The sequence below is a fragment of the Sphingomonas sp. UYEF23 genome (assembly GCF_040546165.1).
Lineage (GTDB): Bacteria > Pseudomonadota > Alphaproteobacteria > Sphingomonadales > Sphingomonadaceae > Sphingomonas > Sphingomonas glacialis.
Genome location: NZ_JBEPNG010000015.1, coordinates 12672 through 30195 on the forward strand (window position 1 = coordinate 12672; position 17524 = coordinate 30195).

Genomic DNA, 17524 nt, shown 5'->3' on the forward strand with positions numbered 1-17524 from the left:
GCCCGGTCGCACAAGCCCTTGCATCGCCAGGGGGATTGCTGGAGAGCCACGCGATGCGCCTTCCCTTGCTTCGTTTTCCGGCATTTCCGGGCGCTGCTGCGGCCGTCATCGACACGACGAGCGCGCTCAGCGAGCATGTACTCGCGCCCGAAACGATCGTATCGCTGTTCGCTGCGATCCGTGCGGCGCGCGTCGGCGGAGCGTTTTGGGCGCCGGCGAGCGCGGTCCAGGGCGCGCCGACTATCGTGCGTCTGCGGACGCGCGAAGATATCGACAGCGTTCCCGCAGCGCTCGCGCCAGCGGCTTTATGGTCGATGCCCGCGGCATTGGCGCGCGACGCCGCGGTGCACGCTCGCATCGATGCCGCACGGATCGTCGCGACCGAGATCGATCCGTGGTCGGTGCTCGATCGTGCCACGACGCTCGTCGCCCACGGTAACGACGAATGGGTCGCGCTCGCGGCGATCGCTGGTTGCGCGGTCCATTTGCTCTCGGCTGGCCGCTTCGGCGAGCCCGGCGACGATGCCGCCACGCTCGAAGCGCGCGTCGCGAGCGACCTCGCGCAGACCGCCTGTCTCGACCCGTTCACCGGCCAGACCGACGACAGCGGCGCAATGATCGCGTGGCTCGGCGATCTGCGGCAGAGTTTCGCGGCAAATCATGGGCTCGTCGCGGCGTGCGGCTTCAGCTGGTGGAAGCGGCACGAGATCGCGCGCTTCCTGTGGACGCCCGCGCACCCCTTGCGCTTCTTCTGGTCGGAGCAGCGCGCGATCGCGCATGCCGCGCGGATGGGCGGCGCTATTGCGGTGTGGCCGTCGCGCGTTTCGGCCGGGTTGGCGGCGGCGGCAGCGGCGCGGGGGGTCGCGTTGGTCCGTGTCGAGGATGGCTTCGTGCGTTCGGTCGGGCTCGGCAGCAACCTCGTGCCCCCGTCGTCGATCGCGATCGACCGACGCGGCATCCATTACGACCCGACGCGCGCGAGCGATCTCGAGGTGCTGCTGGCCGAGGGGGAATTCCCGCCCGCCTTGCTCGAGCGCGCGCAGCGGTTGAGCGCGACGATCCTGGCCGCCGGGATCAGCAAATATGGCGGCGATGCCGCGCACAGCTTTCCCGAACGCGTCGCCGGCAAGCGGCTGGTGCTCGTCGCGGGGCAAGTCGAGGACGACCAGTCGGTGCTGCTCGGCGGGGCGGGGCTGACGAGCAATCTCGAGGTGCTGCGCCGTGCGCGCGTGCTCGAGCCCGATGCCGAGATCTGGTTCCGTCCGCACCCCGATGTCGATGCCGGGCATCGCAAGGGCGCGGTGCGCGATGACGACGCCCTGGCGCACGCCGACCGGATCGTGCGCGGCGGGACGATGGCGCGGCTGCTCGATCTGGTCGATGCCGTCCATGTGCTGACCTCGCTCACTGGGTTCGAAGCGCTGCTGCGCGGGCGGGCGGTCACCTGCCACGGCGTGCCGTTCTACGCCGGCTGGGGCCTGACGCGCGATCTCGCGCCAATCCCCGATCGCCGGGGGCGGCGATTGGGGCTGGCGGAACTCGTTGCCGCGGTGTTGATTGTCTACCCGCGCTATCTCGATCCGGTTACGGGATTGCCCTGTCCGCCCGAGGTGCTGATCGCGCGCATGGCGAGCGGCAATGCGACGAACAGATTGGCCTGGGTGACGAAGTTGAAGCAAGTGCAGGGACGTTTGACGATGGGGTGGCTATGAGCGCGGGCGAGGTCATCCTCGACGTCTCGCGCTTGCTGTCGCGCGCGCGGCATCAGACTCCGTCCGGCGTCGATCGCGTCGAGATGGCGTATGCGCGCGGGTTGCAGGCGCGGCTCGGCGAGCGCTTGGGCTTTGCCGCGGTGCATCCGTTCGGCAATTACGGCCGTCTTTCGCGCGCGCGAACGCTCGCGTTTCTCGACGCGACCGAGGCGCGCTGGGCGAGCGCGCGCGGCAAGGGCGGGCCGCGGCCGATCGCCGAAGTGATGCCGACGCTGCTCAACCTGTTGCCGACGCGGCCGCGGCCCGGCCCCAACGCCGTCTACGTCCAATCGTCGCCGCACCATCTGACCAAGCCCGATCTGGTGAAACGGATCCTCGCGCACGAACAGGCGCGCTTCCTGTGCTTCGTCCACGATCTCATCCCGATCGAATATCCCGAATATGCCCGACCCGACGGGGCGCGGCTGCATCAGCAACGCGTCGACACGATCACGCGCTTTGCCGACAGTGTGATCGTGAATTCGGTATCGACCGCCAAATCGCTCAAGCCGTTCCTCTTGGCGGCGTGGCGCTCGGTCGACGTGCGCGTGGCGCTGCTCGGCACCGAGGAGATCCCGCACGTCGCGCCGCTGCCGAGCGCGGCGGCGGAACGGCCGTATTTCCTGTGTCTCGGCACGATCGAGCCGCGCAAGAACCATTTGCTGCTGCTCAACCTGTGGCGCGCCATGGCGCAGCAGATGGATCCGGCGGCGATCCCGCGGCTGATCATCGTCGGGCGTCGCGGCTGGGAGAATGAGCAAGTCGTCGACATGCTCGAGCGCTGCCCCGGGCTCAAAGGCCATGTCGAGGAGCTCAACGGCTGTTCGGACGAGCGGATGCACGCGCTGCTGCGTGGTGCGCGCGCGCTGGTGCTGCCGTCGTTCGCCGAAGGCTATGGCATGCCGGTGGCCGAAGCGCTGTCGGTCGGCACGCCGGTGATCTGCAGCGATCTGCCCGCGCTCCACGAGGCCGGTGGCGCCGCGCCCGATTTCCTCGATCCGCTCGATGGGCTCGGCTGGGAGGCGGCGATCCTCGATCATGCGCGTGCCGGGCCGATGCACCACGCGCAACTCGAGCGGATGCGCGGCTGGAATCCGCCGACCTGGCACGATCATATCTCGATCCTGTGCGACGCGATCGAGGCGCTGCAACGCTAGCGGCGTGACGGGGTGGGGGATCGCACTGGGCGGCGGCGCGTTTGTCGGCGCGAAGGAGTTCCCGCATGCCCGACCTCGATAGCACGACGCCCGCAACCGCCAACCGCGCGGTGCGCATCACCCATTTCGGCGGCCCCGAGGTGATCGAGGTCACCACGATCGACACGCCCTATCCGGCGGCCGACGAAGTGCTCGTCCGCGTCCATTCGGCGAGCGTCAATCCGGTCGACTGGAAGACCGCCGAGGGCAAATATCCGCCGGTCGGCGAAGATGCGCTGCCGATCGTGCTCGGGCGCGATCTGGCCGGCACGATCGCGCAAGTCGCGGATTCAGAGTGGAGCGTCGGCGACCGCGTCTTCGCCTTTATCGGGCAGGATCGCGGTGCGCAGAGCGACTTCGTCTGCGTCAAGACGCGCGAACTCGTCGCGATGCCGGATGCGATCGACTTCGACGCTGCTGCCGGATCGGCGCTGGCGGTGATGACCGCTTGGCAAGGCCTGTTTGATCATGGCGGGCTCACCGCAGGGCAGCGCGTGCTGATCCACGGCGGCGCAGGCGGGGTCGGCCACATGGCGGTGCAGCTCGCGCGCTGGAAAGGCGCAACGGTGTTCGCGACCGCATCCGGGCACGACCTCGATTTCGTCCGCAGCCTCGGCGCCGATACGGTGATCGATTACAAGAACGCGCGGTTCGAGGATATCGCGACCGATCTCGACATGGTGTTCGATACGCAAGGCGGCGAAACGCAGGCGCGTTCGTTCGGCGTGATCCGCGAGGGCGGCATCCTCGTCTCGACGCTTGATCCCGACACGGCCAAGGCGGCCGAGCACAAGGTGCGCATCGTGCCGCGCTGGCATGCCGAGCCGGATGCCGCCACGCTCGGCGAGGTCGCCGACTTGCTCGCGTCGGGCGCGCTCAAGGTGACGGTGGCCAAGACCTTCCCGCTTGAGGACGTCCGCGCGGCGCACGCCTTTGCCCAGGACGCGCATCCGCGCGGCAAGGTCGTGCTGCGCCTGGTCTGACGCAGCACGACGGCGCGGGCTCAGCCGAGCCCGCGCCCGAGCACGCGCGTCAACCGCGCCGAGAACGCCCGCGGATCGACCCGCAGCTCGCCATCGGCGATCCGCGCTTCGTCGAACAGCAGATGGGCGGCGTCCTCGCGCAGTGCCGGATCCGCGCCCTCTGCGCCGAGCTTTTCGATCAGCGGATGGCGCGAGTTGATCTCGAGCACGGGCTTGGCGGCGGTCTCGAGCCGGCCCGCGCCGGCCAGCAGCTTCTCGAGCTGGCGGTCCATCCCGGTATCGGGCGCGACGAGGCAGACCGCGCTTTCGGTCAGGCGCTCGGACACGCGCACGTCGGACACCGCATCGCCGAGCGTCGTCTTCACGAAGGCGATGAAGTCGTTGACCGTCTCCGATGCAGGCGGCGTCGGCTCGGTTCCTTCGGGAAGCGCGATCAGGCTGAGATCGGCCAACCCTTGCGTCACCGACTTGAACGGCTTGCCGTCGAAATCCATGCCAGCCGCTGCCCAGAAGCTGTCGACATGATCGGTGAGCAGCAGCACCTCGATCCCGCGCGCGCGGAAGCCCTCGAGCTGCGGCGACGAGGCGAGCCGATCGAGATCGGGCCCGAGCGCGTAATAGACCGCGGTCTGGTTGTCCTTGAGGCCGGCGGCATAGTCCTTGAGCGAACGCCATTCGCCGTTCGAAGTGGTCGTCTTGAAACGTGCAAGGCCGAGCAGCGTCTCGCGCCGCGCATAATCCTCGTACAGACCCTCCTTGAGCACTGCACCGAACGTATCCCATAGCTTGAGATAGCGCTCGGTGTCGTTCGTCGAGAGCTTGTCGAGTTCGCTCAGCACGCGGTTCGACACGCCCTTCTGGATCGCGGCGAGCACCGGGCTGTCCTGGATCATCTCGCGCGAGACGTTGAGCGGCAGGTCGCTCGAATCGACGAGCCCGCGCACGAAGCGCAGATAGCGCGGCAGGATTTCGGCCTCGTCGGTGATGAAGACGCGGCGGACATAGAGCTTCATCCGCCCGGCGCGGTCGGGATCGAACAGGTCGAACGGCTTGGTCTCGGGGATGAAGGCGAGCACGGTATATTCGTGCACGCCTTCGGCACGGTAATGCAGCGTCAGCGCAGGCGCGTCGAACTGGCCCGCCACGCTGCGGTAGAAATCGGTATAGTCCTCGGGGCTGATCTCGGCCTTGGGCTTGGTCCAGAGCGCGGCGCCGTCGGCGATCTGCTTGGGCTCGGAGTCGGGTGTGTCCTTGAGGAAGATCGGCACGGGGACATGGCCCGACTGCGCCTTGATCGTCCGCTCGATCGTGAAGGCGTCGGTATATCTGGTCGCGTCGTCCTTGAGCTGGAGCAGCACGCGGGTGCCGCGCGCAGGCGCTTGGGCGATGTCGACGGGTTCGATCGTATAGGTGCCCTGGCCGTCCGACGACCACAAGGCCGCGGTCTCGGCGCCAGCGCGGCGCGAGACCACTTCGACCTGATCGGCGACCATGAACGCCGAATAGAAACCGACGCCGAACTGGCCGATCAACTGGCTGCCCTCGGCATCCTTTGCGCCCGCAATGCGATCCATGAACGCCTTGGTGCCCGAGCGCGCGATCGTGCCGAGCGCTTCGCCGAGCTCGTCCTCGCTCATGCCGATGCCGTTATCCTCGATCGTCAGGCGACGCGCTTCGGCGTCGAGCGTGACGGTGATGCGCGGCTGGCCGTCATCGCCGAGCAGGCTTGCGTTGCTGAGCCCTTCGTAGCGCAATTTCTCGCACGCATCGGCGGCGTTCGAGATGAGTTCGCGCAGGAAGACGTCTTTGTCCGAATAGACCGAGTGCACCATCATATGCAGCAGCTTGGCGACATCGGCTTCGAAGGAACGCGGGGTGGTGGTGGTGGTCGTCGTCATGGGGCCACGGTCTCTCCGGTTGATGAAGGCTGCGACATGGACGTCGCGCCGAGGCGTTTCAAGATCGTGCCGACTGACCGCGACGTGCATGTGCCCGTCGACTTCCGCAATGCGTTCCGATGGTTGCGCGCCAACGTCTCGCGCTGGATTTGCAGCTAGCGCCACCATAAGCCGCTCGGGCGCGTTGAGCGATCGCATTCACGGCTTTCTCGCGGGGGAGGGGATCGACCGCTTTGCCGATCGCGACACGCTCGCGGCGACCGCGGTGGCTGGTTTCGCTGCGACGCCGGGGCCGATCGCGAAGGCGTTTCTGCGGGCGCTGTGGGATATGCCGGTGCCGACCGGCGAGCAGCGCTATGTCGACGGAATGCTCCAATTGCTCAGCCTGATGCATTGCAGCGGCCATTTCCGCGTGATCGACGGGCCGGAGGGGGCGGTGCGGGGGTAGCGCCGCAATCGCGATGCAGCGTTCGACGTACGTTGACGTGGCGGCTTTGCGATTATAGTCAGACAATATAATTGAAAATGCAAGGCCTCGCGCGGGCCGTGCCGGGGGGAGGGGATGCGAGTCATGGCGACGACGACGACCGAATCCGACCGGCGCACGCGCCCGTCGCTGGACGCCGTGCCAGCCCTCGACCGCGCGCCGTGCGGACTCGCGCCGACAACCCCTCCCGTCTCCCCGCGAAGGAAACCCCGATGACCCGTCGTGCCGGATTTGCGCTCTCGCTCGCCACGGTGCTGCTCGCGTCGACCGCGGCAGTCGCCCAGGATGCCGCCAGCGACGCCACCGCGTCCGCCACGGTCCATGCCGACCGCCCCGGCCCGGTGATGGCGCGCCAGGTGTTCGGCCAGTTCGCCGAGCATCTCGGCCACGGCATCTATGGCGGCATTTGGGTCGGCGAAGGATCGAAGATCCCCAACGACCGTGGCTATCGCCGCGACGTGATCGACGCCTTGCGCGCGATCAAGGTGCCGACGGTGCGCTGGCCCGGGGGCTGTTTCGCCGACGAATATCACTGGCGCGACGGCGTAGGCGCGCGCGGCAAGCGTCCGGTCAAGATCAACACCAATTGGGGCGGCGTCAACGAGGACAACGCCTTCGGTACGCCCGAGTTCATGGGCTTTGTCGAGCGGCTCGGCGCCGAGGCCTATGTCTCGGCCAATGTCGGCAGCGCGCCGCCGAGCGAGACCGCGCAGTGGGTCGAATACATGACCTCGCCCAATGGCTCGAGCCTCGCCAAGGAGCGCGCGGCGGACGGGCATCCCGCGCCGTTCAAGGTGCCCTATCTCGGCATCGGCAACGAATTGTGGGGCTGCGGCGGCAACATGCGCGCCGAATATGCCGCCGACCTGACCAACCGTTATGCGACCTTCGCCAAATCGGGCTCGGGCAAGATGCGCAAGATCGCCAGCGGCCCGAGCGATTCGAACTACGAATGGACCGACACGCTGATGCGGCTGTCGGGCAAGCATATCGACGGCCTGTCGCTGCATTATTACACGCGCCCGCGCGACGTGCACTGGAACGACAAGGGCGCAGCGCTCGGCTTCCCCGAGAGCGAATGGGCGAGCACGATGGCGCACACGCTCCAGATGGAGGAGTTCGTCACCAAGCATTCGGCGATCATGGACAAATACGATCCCGCCAAGAAGGTGTGGCTGGTCGTCGACGAATGGGGCACCTGGTACGATCCCGCGCCGGGCAGCAACCCCGGCTTCCTCGTCCAGCAGAACAGCGTGCGCGATGCGGTGGTCGCCGGGCTCAACCTCAACATCTTCGCGCACCATGCCGACCGCGTGAAGATGGCGGCGGTGGCGCAAATGGTGAACGTGCTCCAGGCGATGCTGCTCACCGACGGCGCCAAGATGGTCAAGACGCCGACCTATTGGGTGTTCGACCTCTATCTGCCGTGGATGGACGCGACGACCTTGCCGATCGAGGTCACGTCGCCCTGGTATCACAAGGATGCGGTGGCGGTGCCGGCGATCAGCGCATCGGCGGTGCGCGACACTGCGGGCCAGGTGCACGTCGCTCTGGTCAATCTCGATCCCAATCGGCCGATCCCGCTGTCCATGGCGCTCGCGGGGGTGAGCGCGACCAGCGTTACGGGCCGGATCGTCACCGGCGCGACGATGGACGCGCATAACAGCTTCGAGCAGCCCGATGCAGTGAAGCCCGTGGCGTTCACGGCGGCGCAGGTCGCGGGCGGCACGCTGACTGCGACGATCCCGGCCAAGTCGGTGGTGGTGCTCGACTTGCGCTGAGCGGGAACGGCGCGTCACCGGCGCTGGGTCGGCGGCGACGCGTGTTCTCGAAGGGACGGGTATGCGCGCGATGATCCACTGCTGCGCAATGCCTTCGGCGCGTAGCAGGCGATAAGCAGCCCAGACGACCACGAATCAGGTCGTACGTTTGCAGGCCGCGCCAAGGTGTCGCGCTGGAGCGCCAGCCCGGGGATGCCAAGAGCGCCGGCCGCCATGCTCGACCGGCTAGCATCGATCCCGGATCAAGTCCGGCATGGCACGTTAGACTGCCATCACGCTTTGCGTGTCCTCGAGCGCCAATTCGACCAGCCGCCGCATCGCCGCGGTCGCACCCTCGACATCGGCGGCGACGATCGCGTCATAGACGAGCACGTGATCGGGGATCGGATTGCGCGGCAGCGCGCGCATCCGCTGCTTGAACTGCGTCGTCCAGGCGACTGCGGCGCCGATCGAGGCGCTCATTACCACCAGCGCATCGTTGCGCGTCGCGCGCAGGATCGCGTCGTGGAACTGGCGATCGGCCGTTCGGCCCGGCTCGGTCGCGAGCGAATGGCGCCGCATCGCGGCAAGCGCGTCCTTCATCCGCTTGATGTCGTCGCGGTCGCGCTTGGCAGCGGCGATCCCGGCGGCGGCGGGCTCGATGATCAGCCGCAGCTCGAACAGGCTGCGCACCAGCTGCGGATCGGGTTCGCCCGCAAACGCCCAGGCGAGCACGTCGGGGTCGAGCAGATTCCAGCGGTCGCGCGGCAGGACGCGCGTGCCGGTCTTGGGGCGGCTCTCGACCAGGCCCTTGGCGATCAGCCCCTGGATCCCCTCGCGATACGCGCTGCGCGACACGTCGAGCGTCTCGGCAAAGACGGTCTCGCTCGACAGCGTTTCGCCGGGGGCATATTCGCCCGACAGGATCGCGACGCCAAGCTTGTGGGCAATGGCGCCGCGCAGGCGTCTGCCCTTGCCGCGCGGCTGGCGTGCCAGAGGGGTGGAACCGTTTCCGGCGTCGGCATCGTCTGGCGCGATGATGGGGGCTTTAATCGTCACAGCCTTTCCCTCTAGCAGCGACGGCGCGCTTCGGAAACTGCGCCCATCCCAGCGTGTCGGGCATCGTGTCAGCATGTTTACGGATAATCCAGCCTTTCAGTCAAAACGGCGCACCGCGCACCGCGCCCCGCGCGCCGCCGCCGGGCGCAGGCGCGATCGTCCAGAGCTGGCGCGGGCGGATCATGGAATCGCCGAGGTCGACCGCGATCGGCCCCTGGAGCCAGCGCGCGGAGGGTGGTGCCGCTTCCTGCATCGCGCCGGCCGGTCGCGGCGGCGCTGGAAGATGCGGCGCTGAACGGGCAGGGAGGCCCTGCCTCAGCGGCCGCCGAAGCAAAGAGCGCGCAATCACCTGGCCGGGTCATCCCATCTCTCCCGAGACCGCTGCGCGTGGTGGCGGCTCGTCGTGGTGCATCGTGCAACCGGCGTTACGGGACGCTTCCGGGACCCGACTGCAGAAAAGGGTGACGCAGTCTGGCTTGGGTCAATAGTCCGACAACAGAATGTGGTTGTGCGGCGCGCCGCGCTCAAGGCGAGTTGCGGCAAGTTCTTAATCCAAGTGAACTGAAAGCGAAGGGAGCTGTTTAGGCTCGATGGTGGCGGTAGCGTGACGCTCGGACACTTCAGGTCTGACGCCGGCGGGCGCTCGGTCCGTGTGAGCAGGAGCGTACGATGACGGCGAAGGGAGTGGCGGACGCCGGGACGCAGCTCGGCCCCGACAAGAATGGACGGCGTCGGTGATCCTCGCGAACGGCGCCACCTGGGGCATTTGCGCTGCCGCCACCGGCGCTGTCATCACGCGCCCTTTCCGCTTGCCCGAGGCGATCTGGGCGGTGGCCGGCGCGGCGCTGCTCGTCGTGTTCGGGCTGATGCCCGTTCCGGCGGCAGTCGCGGCGATCGGCAAGGGGCTCGACGTCTATCTGTTCCTGATCGGCATGATGCTGCTCAGCGAAACCGCGCGCGAACAAGGCCTGTTCGACTGGGTCGCGGCGACCGCGGCGATCAACGCCAAGGGCTCTTCCGCACGGCTTTTCCTGCTCGTCTATGCCACCGGGATCGTGACGACGACCTTCCTGTCGAACGACGCGACCGCGGTCGTGCTCACCCCTGCGGTCTATGCCGCGGCGCGCAAGGCCAAGGCCGAACCACTGCCGCTGCTGTTCGCGTGCGCGCTGATCGCCAATGCGGCGAGCTTCGTGCTGCCGATCTCCAACCCCGCCAACCTCGTGCTCTATGGTGGGAAGATGCCGCCGCTCGGCCAGTGGTTCGGGTCGTTCGCTTTGCCCTCGCTCGCGGCGATCGTCGTGACCTATGCGGCGCTCCGCTGCATCGAGCGCAAGAGCCTCGCTGGATCGTGCGAATCCGATGTCGAGCGCACCCCGCTCTCGGTAGGTGGCAAGGCGGCACTCGCCGGGATCGTCGCGACCGCCGGCGTGCTGATCGGCATGTCGGCGTTCAACCTGTCGCTCGGCCTGCCGACCTGCGTTGCCGGGCTCGCGACGACGCTCGGCGTGTGCGCCCTGGCGAAGCGCTCGCCGCTCGCGCTCGCGGGGCAGGTGTCGTGGAGCGTGCTCGCGCTCGTCGCGGGGCTATTCGTGCTGGTCGAGGCGCTCGATCGCACCGGCGTGATCGCGCAGGTCGCCGCAGCGCTGAAGGCGGCGGCGGCGAACCCGGTACAGGGTGCGGCGCTGTCGGGGACGATCCTCGCCTTCGCGTCGAACCTGATGAACAACCTTCCCGCCGACTTGGTGGCGAGCACCGCGGTGGCGCAAGTCCATCCGCCGCGGCTGATCGTCGATGCGCTGCTGATCGGGGTCGATCTCGGCCCCAATCTGTCGATCACCGGGTCGCTCGCGACGATCCTGTGGCTCCAGGCGATCCGCCGCGAGGGCGAGGATGTCGGCTTCTGGCGCTTCCTCAAGGTCGGCGCGGTGACGATGGCCCCCGCGCTCGCCGCCGCACTCGGCGCGCGGCTGCTGATCGGCTAGCTCAGAAGCGGAAGCTCAGCCAGCCAGCGAGGAAGTCCGAGCTGGCATAGCCGGCCTTCGTCAGTGATGGCCCTGCCGCAAGGTGCTCGTAACGCCCGGTGAACGACAGCCGCGACGCGATCGACCAAACCGCCTGAACGCGCGCGACATTGCCGATCTTGCGGTCGGCGACGGTCTGCGTGCCCGCAAACGGCTGGCCGTTCGCACGGTACACCGCGTCGCGCGCATCGTCGCGCCACGTCAGCTGATATTCGGCACTGACGCGCAGCTTCTTGACCGGCGTGAAGCTCACCGTCGGCGCGACCGCGATCAGGTTCGAGGGCGTGAGCGACAATTGATAGCTGTAATAGACGTTGTTGCCGAACGGCGCATAGGCGTTGCGCAGCGTGCGCCCGCCATAGCCGCCACCGCCGCTCGCATAATCGGCATGGAAGCCGATCCGCGGCGCGGCGGGGCTCTTCCCGAGGCGATAGGTCTGCGCGAAGAAGCCGTGCCACGCATCGATCCGCTGCTCGATGAAATTGCCCCATTGATGGTTGAGCGTCCAGTCGATCGTCACGGGGCCGGCATCGCCCCAGACGTGCACGCCGCCGTAGAAGCGCCGTCCCGGCCCGATCCGCCCGCCCCAGGTGCCGACCGAATTGCGCCGCCGCCACAGGAACGGATCGACGTAGAGCTTCGACCCGCCGAACCACTGCGTCGGGACGACCATGCCGAGCGTCACGCCCGAGAAGCGGCGCGCCGGATCGCTGATATCGTCCTCGACACCGAGATCGCCGTACGCCGTCGGTTTGAGGTCGAACACGTCGAGGCGGAAGCGGCCGGTGCGCGCCCAGGCGCGGATGCCGTTGAGCGTATAGCGGATCGTGTTGTTGTCGCGCTGCGAGACGAGCAGATTGGGGCCGTCGGTGAATTCCTGGCGGCCATAGCGCGCCCCGAGCGCGACGCCGCTGACATCGGCGGTCGCTTCGGCGAAATATTGCTGGAGCGTCAGCGCGTTGCGCAGCGTCGCCGCGGGCGCGCCGAGTTCACGCCCGCCGATTCCGCCATGCGCGACTTCGCCGTAGAGGCGCAGATGCGGCCCGAGATGGAGATCGGCGCCCGCAGTCAGCCGGCGGATGTCCTGCCGCTGGTGCGGCGTCTCGCGCAAGTTCGGGTTGCTCGTCATGTTGATGCGCAGCCGCGCCTCGCCCGAAAGCGTCAAATAGATTTGCCCGTCGTCGGCGATCGGGATGAACTTGATCCGATCGATCGGATCGTCGCGCTTGGCGGGATCGCGCAGCACGCGCCAATCCTCGGCCCAGCGCGACAGATTATAGCCGTTGGTGGTGGCGCCATCGCCCGCCGCCGCCGCGGGATATTCGGTCGCGGCGGGGCTTGCGGCAGGCGCTGCGGTCGCTTGCGCCAGTGCTGGCGTGGAAAGCAGCAGGGCAAGCGGGGTGGTGGCACGCAGCGCGCGCATCGGGTTCGGCTTGCGCATATTATTCGGCCGGAACGGCGTCGGCCGCCATCTCGTCGACGCGCACGCTGCGCCCGGCGATCGCGCTGCGGAACTGCTCCATGTCGAGCTTGCCCTCCCAGCGCGACACCACGACGGTCGCGACGGCATTGCCGATGAAGTTGGTAAGGCTGCGGCACTCGCTCATGAAGCGATCGACCCCGAGGATCAGCGCCATCCCGGCGATCGGCACGCTCGGCACGATCGACAGCGTCGCGGCCAGCGTGATGAAGCCAGCCCCCGTCACCCCCGCCGCGCCCTTCGACGACAGCATCGCCACGCCGAGCAGCAGCAATTGCTGACCGAGCGACAGATCGACGTTGCACGCCTGCGCGATGAACAGCGCGGCGAGCGTCATATAGATGTTGGTGCCGTCGAGATTGAACGAATAGCCGGTCGGCACGACCAGCCCGACCACCGATTTGGGGCAGCCGGCGCGTTCCATCTTCTCGATCAGGCTCGGCAGCGCGCTTTCCGAACTCGACGTGCCGAGCACGAGCAGCAGTTCGTCCTTGAGATAGCCGATCAGCGTGAAGATCGAGAACCCCGCCCAGCGCGCGACCAGCCCGAGCACGACGATGACGAACAGCAACGAGGTCGCATAGAAGGTGCCGACGAGCATCGCGAGATTGGCGAGCGTCCCCGCGCCATATTTGCCGATGGTGAACGCCATCGCGCCGAACGCGCCGATCGGCGCGGCCTTCATCACGATCGCGACGACCTTGAACACCGCGACCGATATATCCTCAAGCGCGCCGAGCAGCTTGGTTCCGCGATCGCCGATCATCGCCAGGCCGATGCCGAACAGCACCGCGACGAACAGCGTCTGCAGGATGTTGCCCTCGGTCAGCGCCGAGAGGAAGGTGTTGGGGATGATCCCGGTAAGGAAGCCGACCAGCGTCGTCGCATGCGCCTTGCTGGCATATTCGGCGACCTTGGTCGTATCGAGCGTGGTCGGATCGATATTGAGCCCCGCGCCCGGCCGGACGACATTGGCGACGATCAACCCGATGATCAAAGCGAGCGTCGAGAAGAAGAAGAAATAGGCGAACGCCTTGCCGACGACGCGCCCGACCGAGCCGAGATCGCGCATCCCGGCGATGCCGGTGACGATCGTCAGGAAGATCACCGGCGCGATGATCATCTTGACCAGCTTGATGAAGGCGTCGGCGAGCGGCTGGAGCGACTCACCCGTCGCCGGATAGAAATGCCCGAGCAGCACGCCAGCGACGATCGCGATCAGCACCTGCGCATAGGTGTGGCGATACCAGGGGCGGCGCGGAGCGGCCGGTATCTCGGCGGCGGGGTTTTGCGAAATCGGGATCACGGCCTTCTCGTCCTCATCCAGGGGGAGCGCCTCTGACGGGCGGTTGACTATGCGAACAGTGTGCGGCGGTGGCGACTGCGGATGGCGCACAATTCGTTATTTTCGCACAAGACATTGAAATATAATCGCTTCTCTCTGGCTGAATGGCTGTGAACGCCCGATCGATATGCAATAATCGGGACAGAGGCTGGCGACATTGTGCCGAAAGTTGCACATTGGTGTGCCACGCCCGCAACCGCAGCGTGGCGAAGCTGTTGTCCCATCGCCCGCTTGCTATGGCAGATCGATCGACCATGACCTGCGCTGCCCTTCGAAGCTTACCGCATCGTGCCGCGCCCGCCCGCCGGGCCGGCGGATGACGGCGCGCACGGCACTGGCGGCAGTCGGGCGCTCGATCGGGGTGCGCTGGGGGATCGTCGCGGCGATTCTGGCGATCGCGGTTGCTTTTGTCGCCGGGCGTCTTGCCGAGCAGCGCGTCGTCACGGCGCTGCATCAGCAAGTCGAGAGCGATGCCCGGCTCCGCGCCGCGCTGCTCAACGGCGAGCTCGCGCGGTTCCGCTTGCTCCCGCTGACGCTCGCGGACGATCGCGACGTGATCGCCGCGATCGGTGGCAGTGCGGCGGCAAAGCGCGCGCTCGACATCAAGCTCGAAGCGCTGTCGCGCGTGACGGGCGCGCCCGCCATCTATGTGATCGGCTCGGATGGCATCACGATCTCGGCGAGCAATTGGCGATCGGCGCAGAGCTTTGTCGGCGCCGACTATCGCTTCCGGCCGTATTTTCGCGATGCGCTCGCGCACGGCGAGGCGAGCCAATATGCGCTGGGGACGGTGTCGGGGCACCCCGGCCTCTATCTCTCGCGCCGAATCGCCAATCGCGGCGTCATCGTCATCAAGCTCGAGTTCGACCGGATCGAACGCGTCTGGGCGGGCGCCGGCGGGATCACGCTGGTCCGCAACCCGCTCGGCGTCGTGCTGGTGACGAGCCGGCCGGCCTGGCGCTTCGCCGCGACGCGACCGCTCTCCGCGCGCGACGAAGCGCAGTTCCGCGGCGAGGCGCGCGTCACGCCAGCCGCACTTGCGCCTTTGCCGGTCGCGGCGGTCGATGGCGAGGATCGCTTTGTCGGGCTGGGCGCGACCTTTCTCGCGCGCGCCGTGGTGACCGCGCAGCCGGGCTGGCAATTGCTCCTGCTGCAGCCGATCGACGCAGCGGTCGCGGCCGCGCGCCGTGCCGCGTCGGTCAGCGCGGCGCTCGCCACGATCGCGCTCGCCGCGCTTGCCTGGGCGTGGCGCCAACGCGTTACGCTGTCGCGCCGCCGGACCGAGGAACTCGAACGGGCGGTCGCGCGGCAGACCGCCGATCTGCGGCGCGAAATGGACGAGCGCGCCGAAAGCGAAGCGCGTGCCGCCGAACTGCGCGAAGCGCTGCGCCAGGCCAACCGGCTCGCCGCGCTGGGGCAGATCACCGCGAGCGTCGCGCACGAGACCGCGCAGCCGGTCGCCGCGATCCGCACCTATGCCGCCTCGGGCGCGATTTTGCTCGATCGCGGCGCGATGGCGGAGGCGCGCGAGAATTTCGTCAGGATCGGCGGGCTGGCGGAGCGGATCGGCGCGGTCACCGCGCAGCTCCGCGGCTTTGCGCGCCGCCAGACCGGGGAGATGCGGCCGGTCGAGATCGCCGAGGTGATCGACGGTGCGCTGCTGATCCTCAAGCAACAGCTGCGCGGCGTCACGCTCGATCTCCCGACGGTCGCGCCGCAGCTCGCGGTGATCGGCGGCAAGGTGCGGCTCGAGCAAGTGCTCGTGATCCTGATGCAGAATGCGGTGGAAGCGATTGCGGCGTGCGAGACACGGCAGATCGCGTTGACCCTAGCGAGCGACGCTACGCAGGTCCGGCTGGTCGTCGCGGATACCGGGCCGGGCGTGTCGACCGAAATTGCGGAGCGCCTGTTCACCCCGTTCGTGACGTCGCGGCCGCAAGGATTGGGGTTGGGGCTGGTGATCGCGCACGACATCATGGTCGAACTCGGCGGAACGCTGCGATTGCTGCCAGGTGAAGGCGAGGGCGGGGGTGGGGGCGGGGCGCGTTTCGAGATCGGGATGCGGCGCGCGTGAAAGAGACCTCCGCCCCGCTCGAGGTCGCGCTGGTCGACGACGACGACGATCTGCGCGCGGCGACGACGCAGCTCCTCGAACTCGCGGGGTTCAGCGTGCGCGCCTTCGCCGATGCGGCAAGCGCGCTCGCGGCGATCGGCGCGGACTATCCCGGGGTCGTCATCACCGACGTGCGGATGCCGGGTATGTCGGGGATCGAACTGTTCGGTGTGTTGAACGCGCGCGATCCCGAATTGCCCGTCGTGCTGATCACCGGACATGGCGACGTCGAGATGGCGGTCGGCGCGATCAAGGCCGGGGCATGGGATTTCCTGACCAAGCCGTTCGATCCCGAAGCGTTGCTGGCGGCGGCGACGCGCGCGGCGAAGGCGCGGGCGGTGATCCTCGAGAACCGGCAGCTCCGCGCCGCGGCCGATGCCGAAGCGGGGGATGCGTTGATCGGCGCGACACCCGCGATCGTCCGGCTGCGCGGGATGATTCCGGTCCTGGCCGATGCCGTGCTCGATATCGTGATCGAGGGGGAGCTCGGCACCGGCAAGGAGCATTTCGCGCGGCTCGTTCACCGCGCAGGCCGGCGCGCGCGACATCGCTTCCTCAAGATCGACTGTGCGACGGTGACGCCCGCGCTGATCGAGCGCGAGCTGTTCGTGCGCAACGGCGTCGTGGCGCGCGCCGACCGAGGCACGCTGTTTCTCCATAACCTCGAATGGGCGAGCGACGACTTCCAGAACCGGCTCGTCCGGCTCGCCGAGACGCGGGCGGTCGCGCTCGAGGCGCGCGATCCCGATCCGGTCGACATCCGGATCATCGCCGCCGTGCAGGCGGGCGAACGCGACCGCGTGTTGCCGGCCTTGTTCCATTTGCTGGCTGGCGTCCCACTGCGCATGCCGCCTTTGGCCGAGCGCAGCGCCGACATCCCGCTGCTGTTCGCACATTTCCTGGCCCGCGCAGCGTGGACGCATGGCTGCGCGATGCCCGCTGTGGCGGATCATGCCTATCGCCTTGCCGGACACAGCTGGGCCGGCAACGTCCTCGAACTCGAGAAGACCGCCGAGCGGATCTGTCTGGGTCTCGATGAGAGCGGGGGGGAGCCCGACATGGCGCTGGCACCCTTGCCGGCCCGGCTCGATGCGTTCGAGCGCGCAGCGATCATCGATGCTGTCACTGCCGCCGATGGCGAGATCGCGCTCGCGATCGAGCGCCTGCAGCTGCCGCGCAAGACCTTCTACTACCGGGTAAAGCGGCTCGGCATCGATCTCCGAGCCCTGCGGCGACAGTCCGGCAGCTGATTCAGGGCCGGGAGGGGGCGGTCCGAATCAGCAGGTGGCCGGTTGTCCTGCGACGGATGGGTGGCGAAGCAAGGCCGAACCCGAGCGTTTCTGCGGGATTGACGCGGGATTGCAAGAAAAGTGCAAAAAAGGGTTTGACCGAATCAGGGCGTGGACCTAGAGGGGTGTCACCGCAGCG

General features: G+C 67.9%; 14 protein-coding genes. 9 read left to right on the forward strand and 5 right to left on the reverse strand.

What is annotated here, in order from left to right; all coding sequences use genetic code 11:
* Nucleotides 1–53: 53 nt before the first annotated feature.
* From ABIB28_RS17835 to ABIB28_RS17845, 3 genes are all read left to right on the forward strand, one after another.
* Entirely contained in the window at nucleotides 54–1712 is a 1659-nt protein-coding gene (locus ABIB28_RS17835; RefSeq protein ID WP_354289398.1) for a capsular polysaccharide export protein, LipB/KpsS family, read from the forward strand.
* The gene (locus ABIB28_RS17840; RefSeq protein ID WP_189676635.1) at nucleotides 1709–2908 is read left to right on the forward strand and encodes a glycosyltransferase family 4 protein; all 1200 of its coding nucleotides are present in this window, start codon (nucleotides 1709–1711) and stop codon (nucleotides 2906–2908) included. The genes ABIB28_RS17835 and ABIB28_RS17840 overlap by 4 nt, the downstream gene beginning before the upstream one ends.
* Before the next feature lie 65 nt (nucleotides 2909–2973).
* A complete protein-coding gene (locus ABIB28_RS17845; protein ID WP_354289401.1) occupies nucleotides 2974–3930 on the forward strand; it encodes an NADP-dependent oxidoreductase in 957 nt (318 codons plus the stop codon).
* Nucleotides 3931–3950: 20 nt separating this feature from the next.
* Here the strand turns inward: ABIB28_RS17845 and htpG are convergent, their stop codons facing one another.
* The gene (gene htpG, locus ABIB28_RS17850; protein ID WP_354289403.1) at nucleotides 3951–5828 is read right to left on the reverse strand and encodes a molecular chaperone HtpG; all 1878 of its coding nucleotides are present in this window, start codon (nucleotides 5826–5828) and stop codon (nucleotides 3951–3953) included.
* A 36-nt stretch (nucleotides 5829–5864) separates the two neighbouring features.
* Here htpG and ABIB28_RS17855 point away from each other — a divergent pair, with 36 nt between their 5' ends.
* The 3 genes from ABIB28_RS17855 (at nucleotide 5865) to ABIB28_RS17865 (ending at nucleotide 8096) form a co-directional block, all read left to right on the forward strand.
* On the forward strand, nucleotides 5865–5987 hold the full coding sequence (locus ABIB28_RS17855; RefSeq protein ID WP_354289405.1) for a hypothetical protein: 123 nt from the start codon (nucleotides 5865–5867) through the stop codon (nucleotides 5985–5987).
* Between the two features lie 25 nt (nucleotides 5988–6012).
* Nucleotides 6013–6276 carry a hypothetical protein gene (locus tag ABIB28_RS17860; protein ID WP_354289407.1) on the forward strand — a complete coding sequence of 88 codons (264 nt, stop codon included), beginning with the start codon at nucleotides 6013–6015 and terminating at the stop codon, nucleotides 6274–6276.
* A 251-nt stretch (nucleotides 6277–6527) separates the two neighbouring features.
* Nucleotides 6528–8096 (forward strand): alpha-N-arabinofuranosidase, encoded by a 1569-nt coding sequence (locus ABIB28_RS17865; protein WP_354289408.1) that lies wholly within the window; start codon nucleotides 6528–6530, stop codon nucleotides 8094–8096.
* 261 nt (nucleotides 8097–8357) lie between these two features.
* Here the strand turns inward: ABIB28_RS17865 and ABIB28_RS17870 are convergent, their stop codons facing one another.
* Together ABIB28_RS17870 and ABIB28_RS17875 are read right to left on the reverse strand one after the other, a co-directional pair.
* Nucleotides 8358–9116 (reverse strand): FadR/GntR family transcriptional regulator, encoded by a 759-nt coding sequence (locus ABIB28_RS17870; RefSeq protein ID WP_354289417.1) that lies wholly within the window; start codon nucleotides 9114–9116, stop codon nucleotides 8358–8360.
* A gap of 118 nt (nucleotides 9117–9234) precedes the next feature.
* A complete protein-coding gene (locus tag ABIB28_RS17875) occupies nucleotides 9235–9387 on the reverse strand; it encodes a hypothetical protein (protein ID WP_165954530.1) in 153 nt (50 codons plus the stop codon).
* Between the two features lie 481 nt (nucleotides 9388–9868).
* Between ABIB28_RS17875 and ABIB28_RS17880 the strand changes: the two genes are divergently transcribed.
* Nucleotides 9869–11119, forward strand: coding sequence for an arsenic transporter (locus ABIB28_RS17880; RefSeq protein WP_354289410.1), 1251 nt, complete (start codon nucleotides 9869–9871; stop codon nucleotides 11117–11119).
* A gap of 1 nt (nucleotide 11120) precedes the next feature.
* On the opposite strand, the gene ABIB28_RS17885 is transcribed toward ABIB28_RS17880, so the two are convergent.
* Together ABIB28_RS17885 and ABIB28_RS17890 are read right to left on the reverse strand one after the other, a co-directional pair.
* Nucleotides 11121–12599: an alginate export family protein gene (locus ABIB28_RS17885; protein WP_354289412.1), complete on the reverse strand. Its 1479-nt coding sequence runs from the start codon at nucleotides 12597–12599 to the stop codon at nucleotides 11121–11123.
* Nucleotide 12600: 1 nt separating this feature from the next.
* The gene (locus ABIB28_RS17890; RefSeq protein WP_354289418.1) at nucleotides 12601–13941 is read right to left on the reverse strand and encodes a dicarboxylate/amino acid:cation symporter; all 1341 of its coding nucleotides are present in this window, start codon (nucleotides 13939–13941) and stop codon (nucleotides 12601–12603) included.
* A 358-nt stretch (nucleotides 13942–14299) separates the two neighbouring features.
* Between ABIB28_RS17890 and ABIB28_RS17895 the strand changes: the two genes are divergently transcribed.
* A complete protein-coding gene (locus ABIB28_RS17895; protein WP_354289413.1) occupies nucleotides 14300–16057 on the forward strand; it encodes a sensor histidine kinase in 1758 nt (585 codons plus the stop codon).
* A complete protein-coding gene (locus ABIB28_RS17900) occupies nucleotides 16054–17346 on the forward strand; it encodes a sigma-54-dependent transcriptional regulator (RefSeq protein WP_354289414.1) in 1293 nt (430 codons plus the stop codon). Before ABIB28_RS17895 ends, ABIB28_RS17900 begins: the two co-directional genes overlap by 4 nt.
* Nucleotides 17347–17524 lie beyond the last annotated feature (178 nt).

What these genes read in the sequence shown, in the direction of transcription:
- ABIB28_RS17835 (WP_354289398.1), top strand. Translation starts at nt 54, where the DNA reads ATGCGCCTTCCCTTGCTTCGTTTTCCGGCATTTCCGGGCGCTGCTGCG.
- ABIB28_RS17840 (WP_189676635.1), top strand. Translation starts at nt 1,709, where the DNA reads ATGAGCGCGGGCGAGGTCATCCTCGACGTCTCGCGCTTGCTGTCGCGC.
- ABIB28_RS17845 (WP_354289401.1), top strand. Translation starts at nt 2,974, where the DNA reads ATGCCCGACCTCGATAGCACGACGCCCGCAACCGCCAACCGCGCGGTG.
- htpG (WP_354289403.1), bottom strand. Translation starts at nt 5,828, where the DNA reads ATGACGACGACCACCACCACCACCCCGCGTTCCTTCGAAGCCGATGTC.
- ABIB28_RS17855 (WP_354289405.1), top strand. Translation starts at nt 5,865, where the DNA reads ATGGACGTCGCGCCGAGGCGTTTCAAGATCGTGCCGACTGACCGCGAC.
- ABIB28_RS17865 (WP_354289408.1), top strand. Translation starts at nt 6,528, where the DNA reads ATGACCCGTCGTGCCGGATTTGCGCTCTCGCTCGCCACGGTGCTGCTC.
- ABIB28_RS17875 (WP_165954530.1), bottom strand. Translation starts at nt 9,387, where the DNA reads ATGCAGGAAGCGGCACCACCCTCCGCGCGCTGGCTCCAGGGGCCGATC.
- ABIB28_RS17885 (WP_354289412.1), bottom strand. Translation starts at nt 12,599, where the DNA reads ATGCGCAAGCCGAACCCGATGCGCGCGCTGCGTGCCACCACCCCGCTT.
- ABIB28_RS17895 (WP_354289413.1), top strand. Translation starts at nt 14,300, where the DNA reads ATGACGGCGCGCACGGCACTGGCGGCAGTCGGGCGCTCGATCGGGGTG.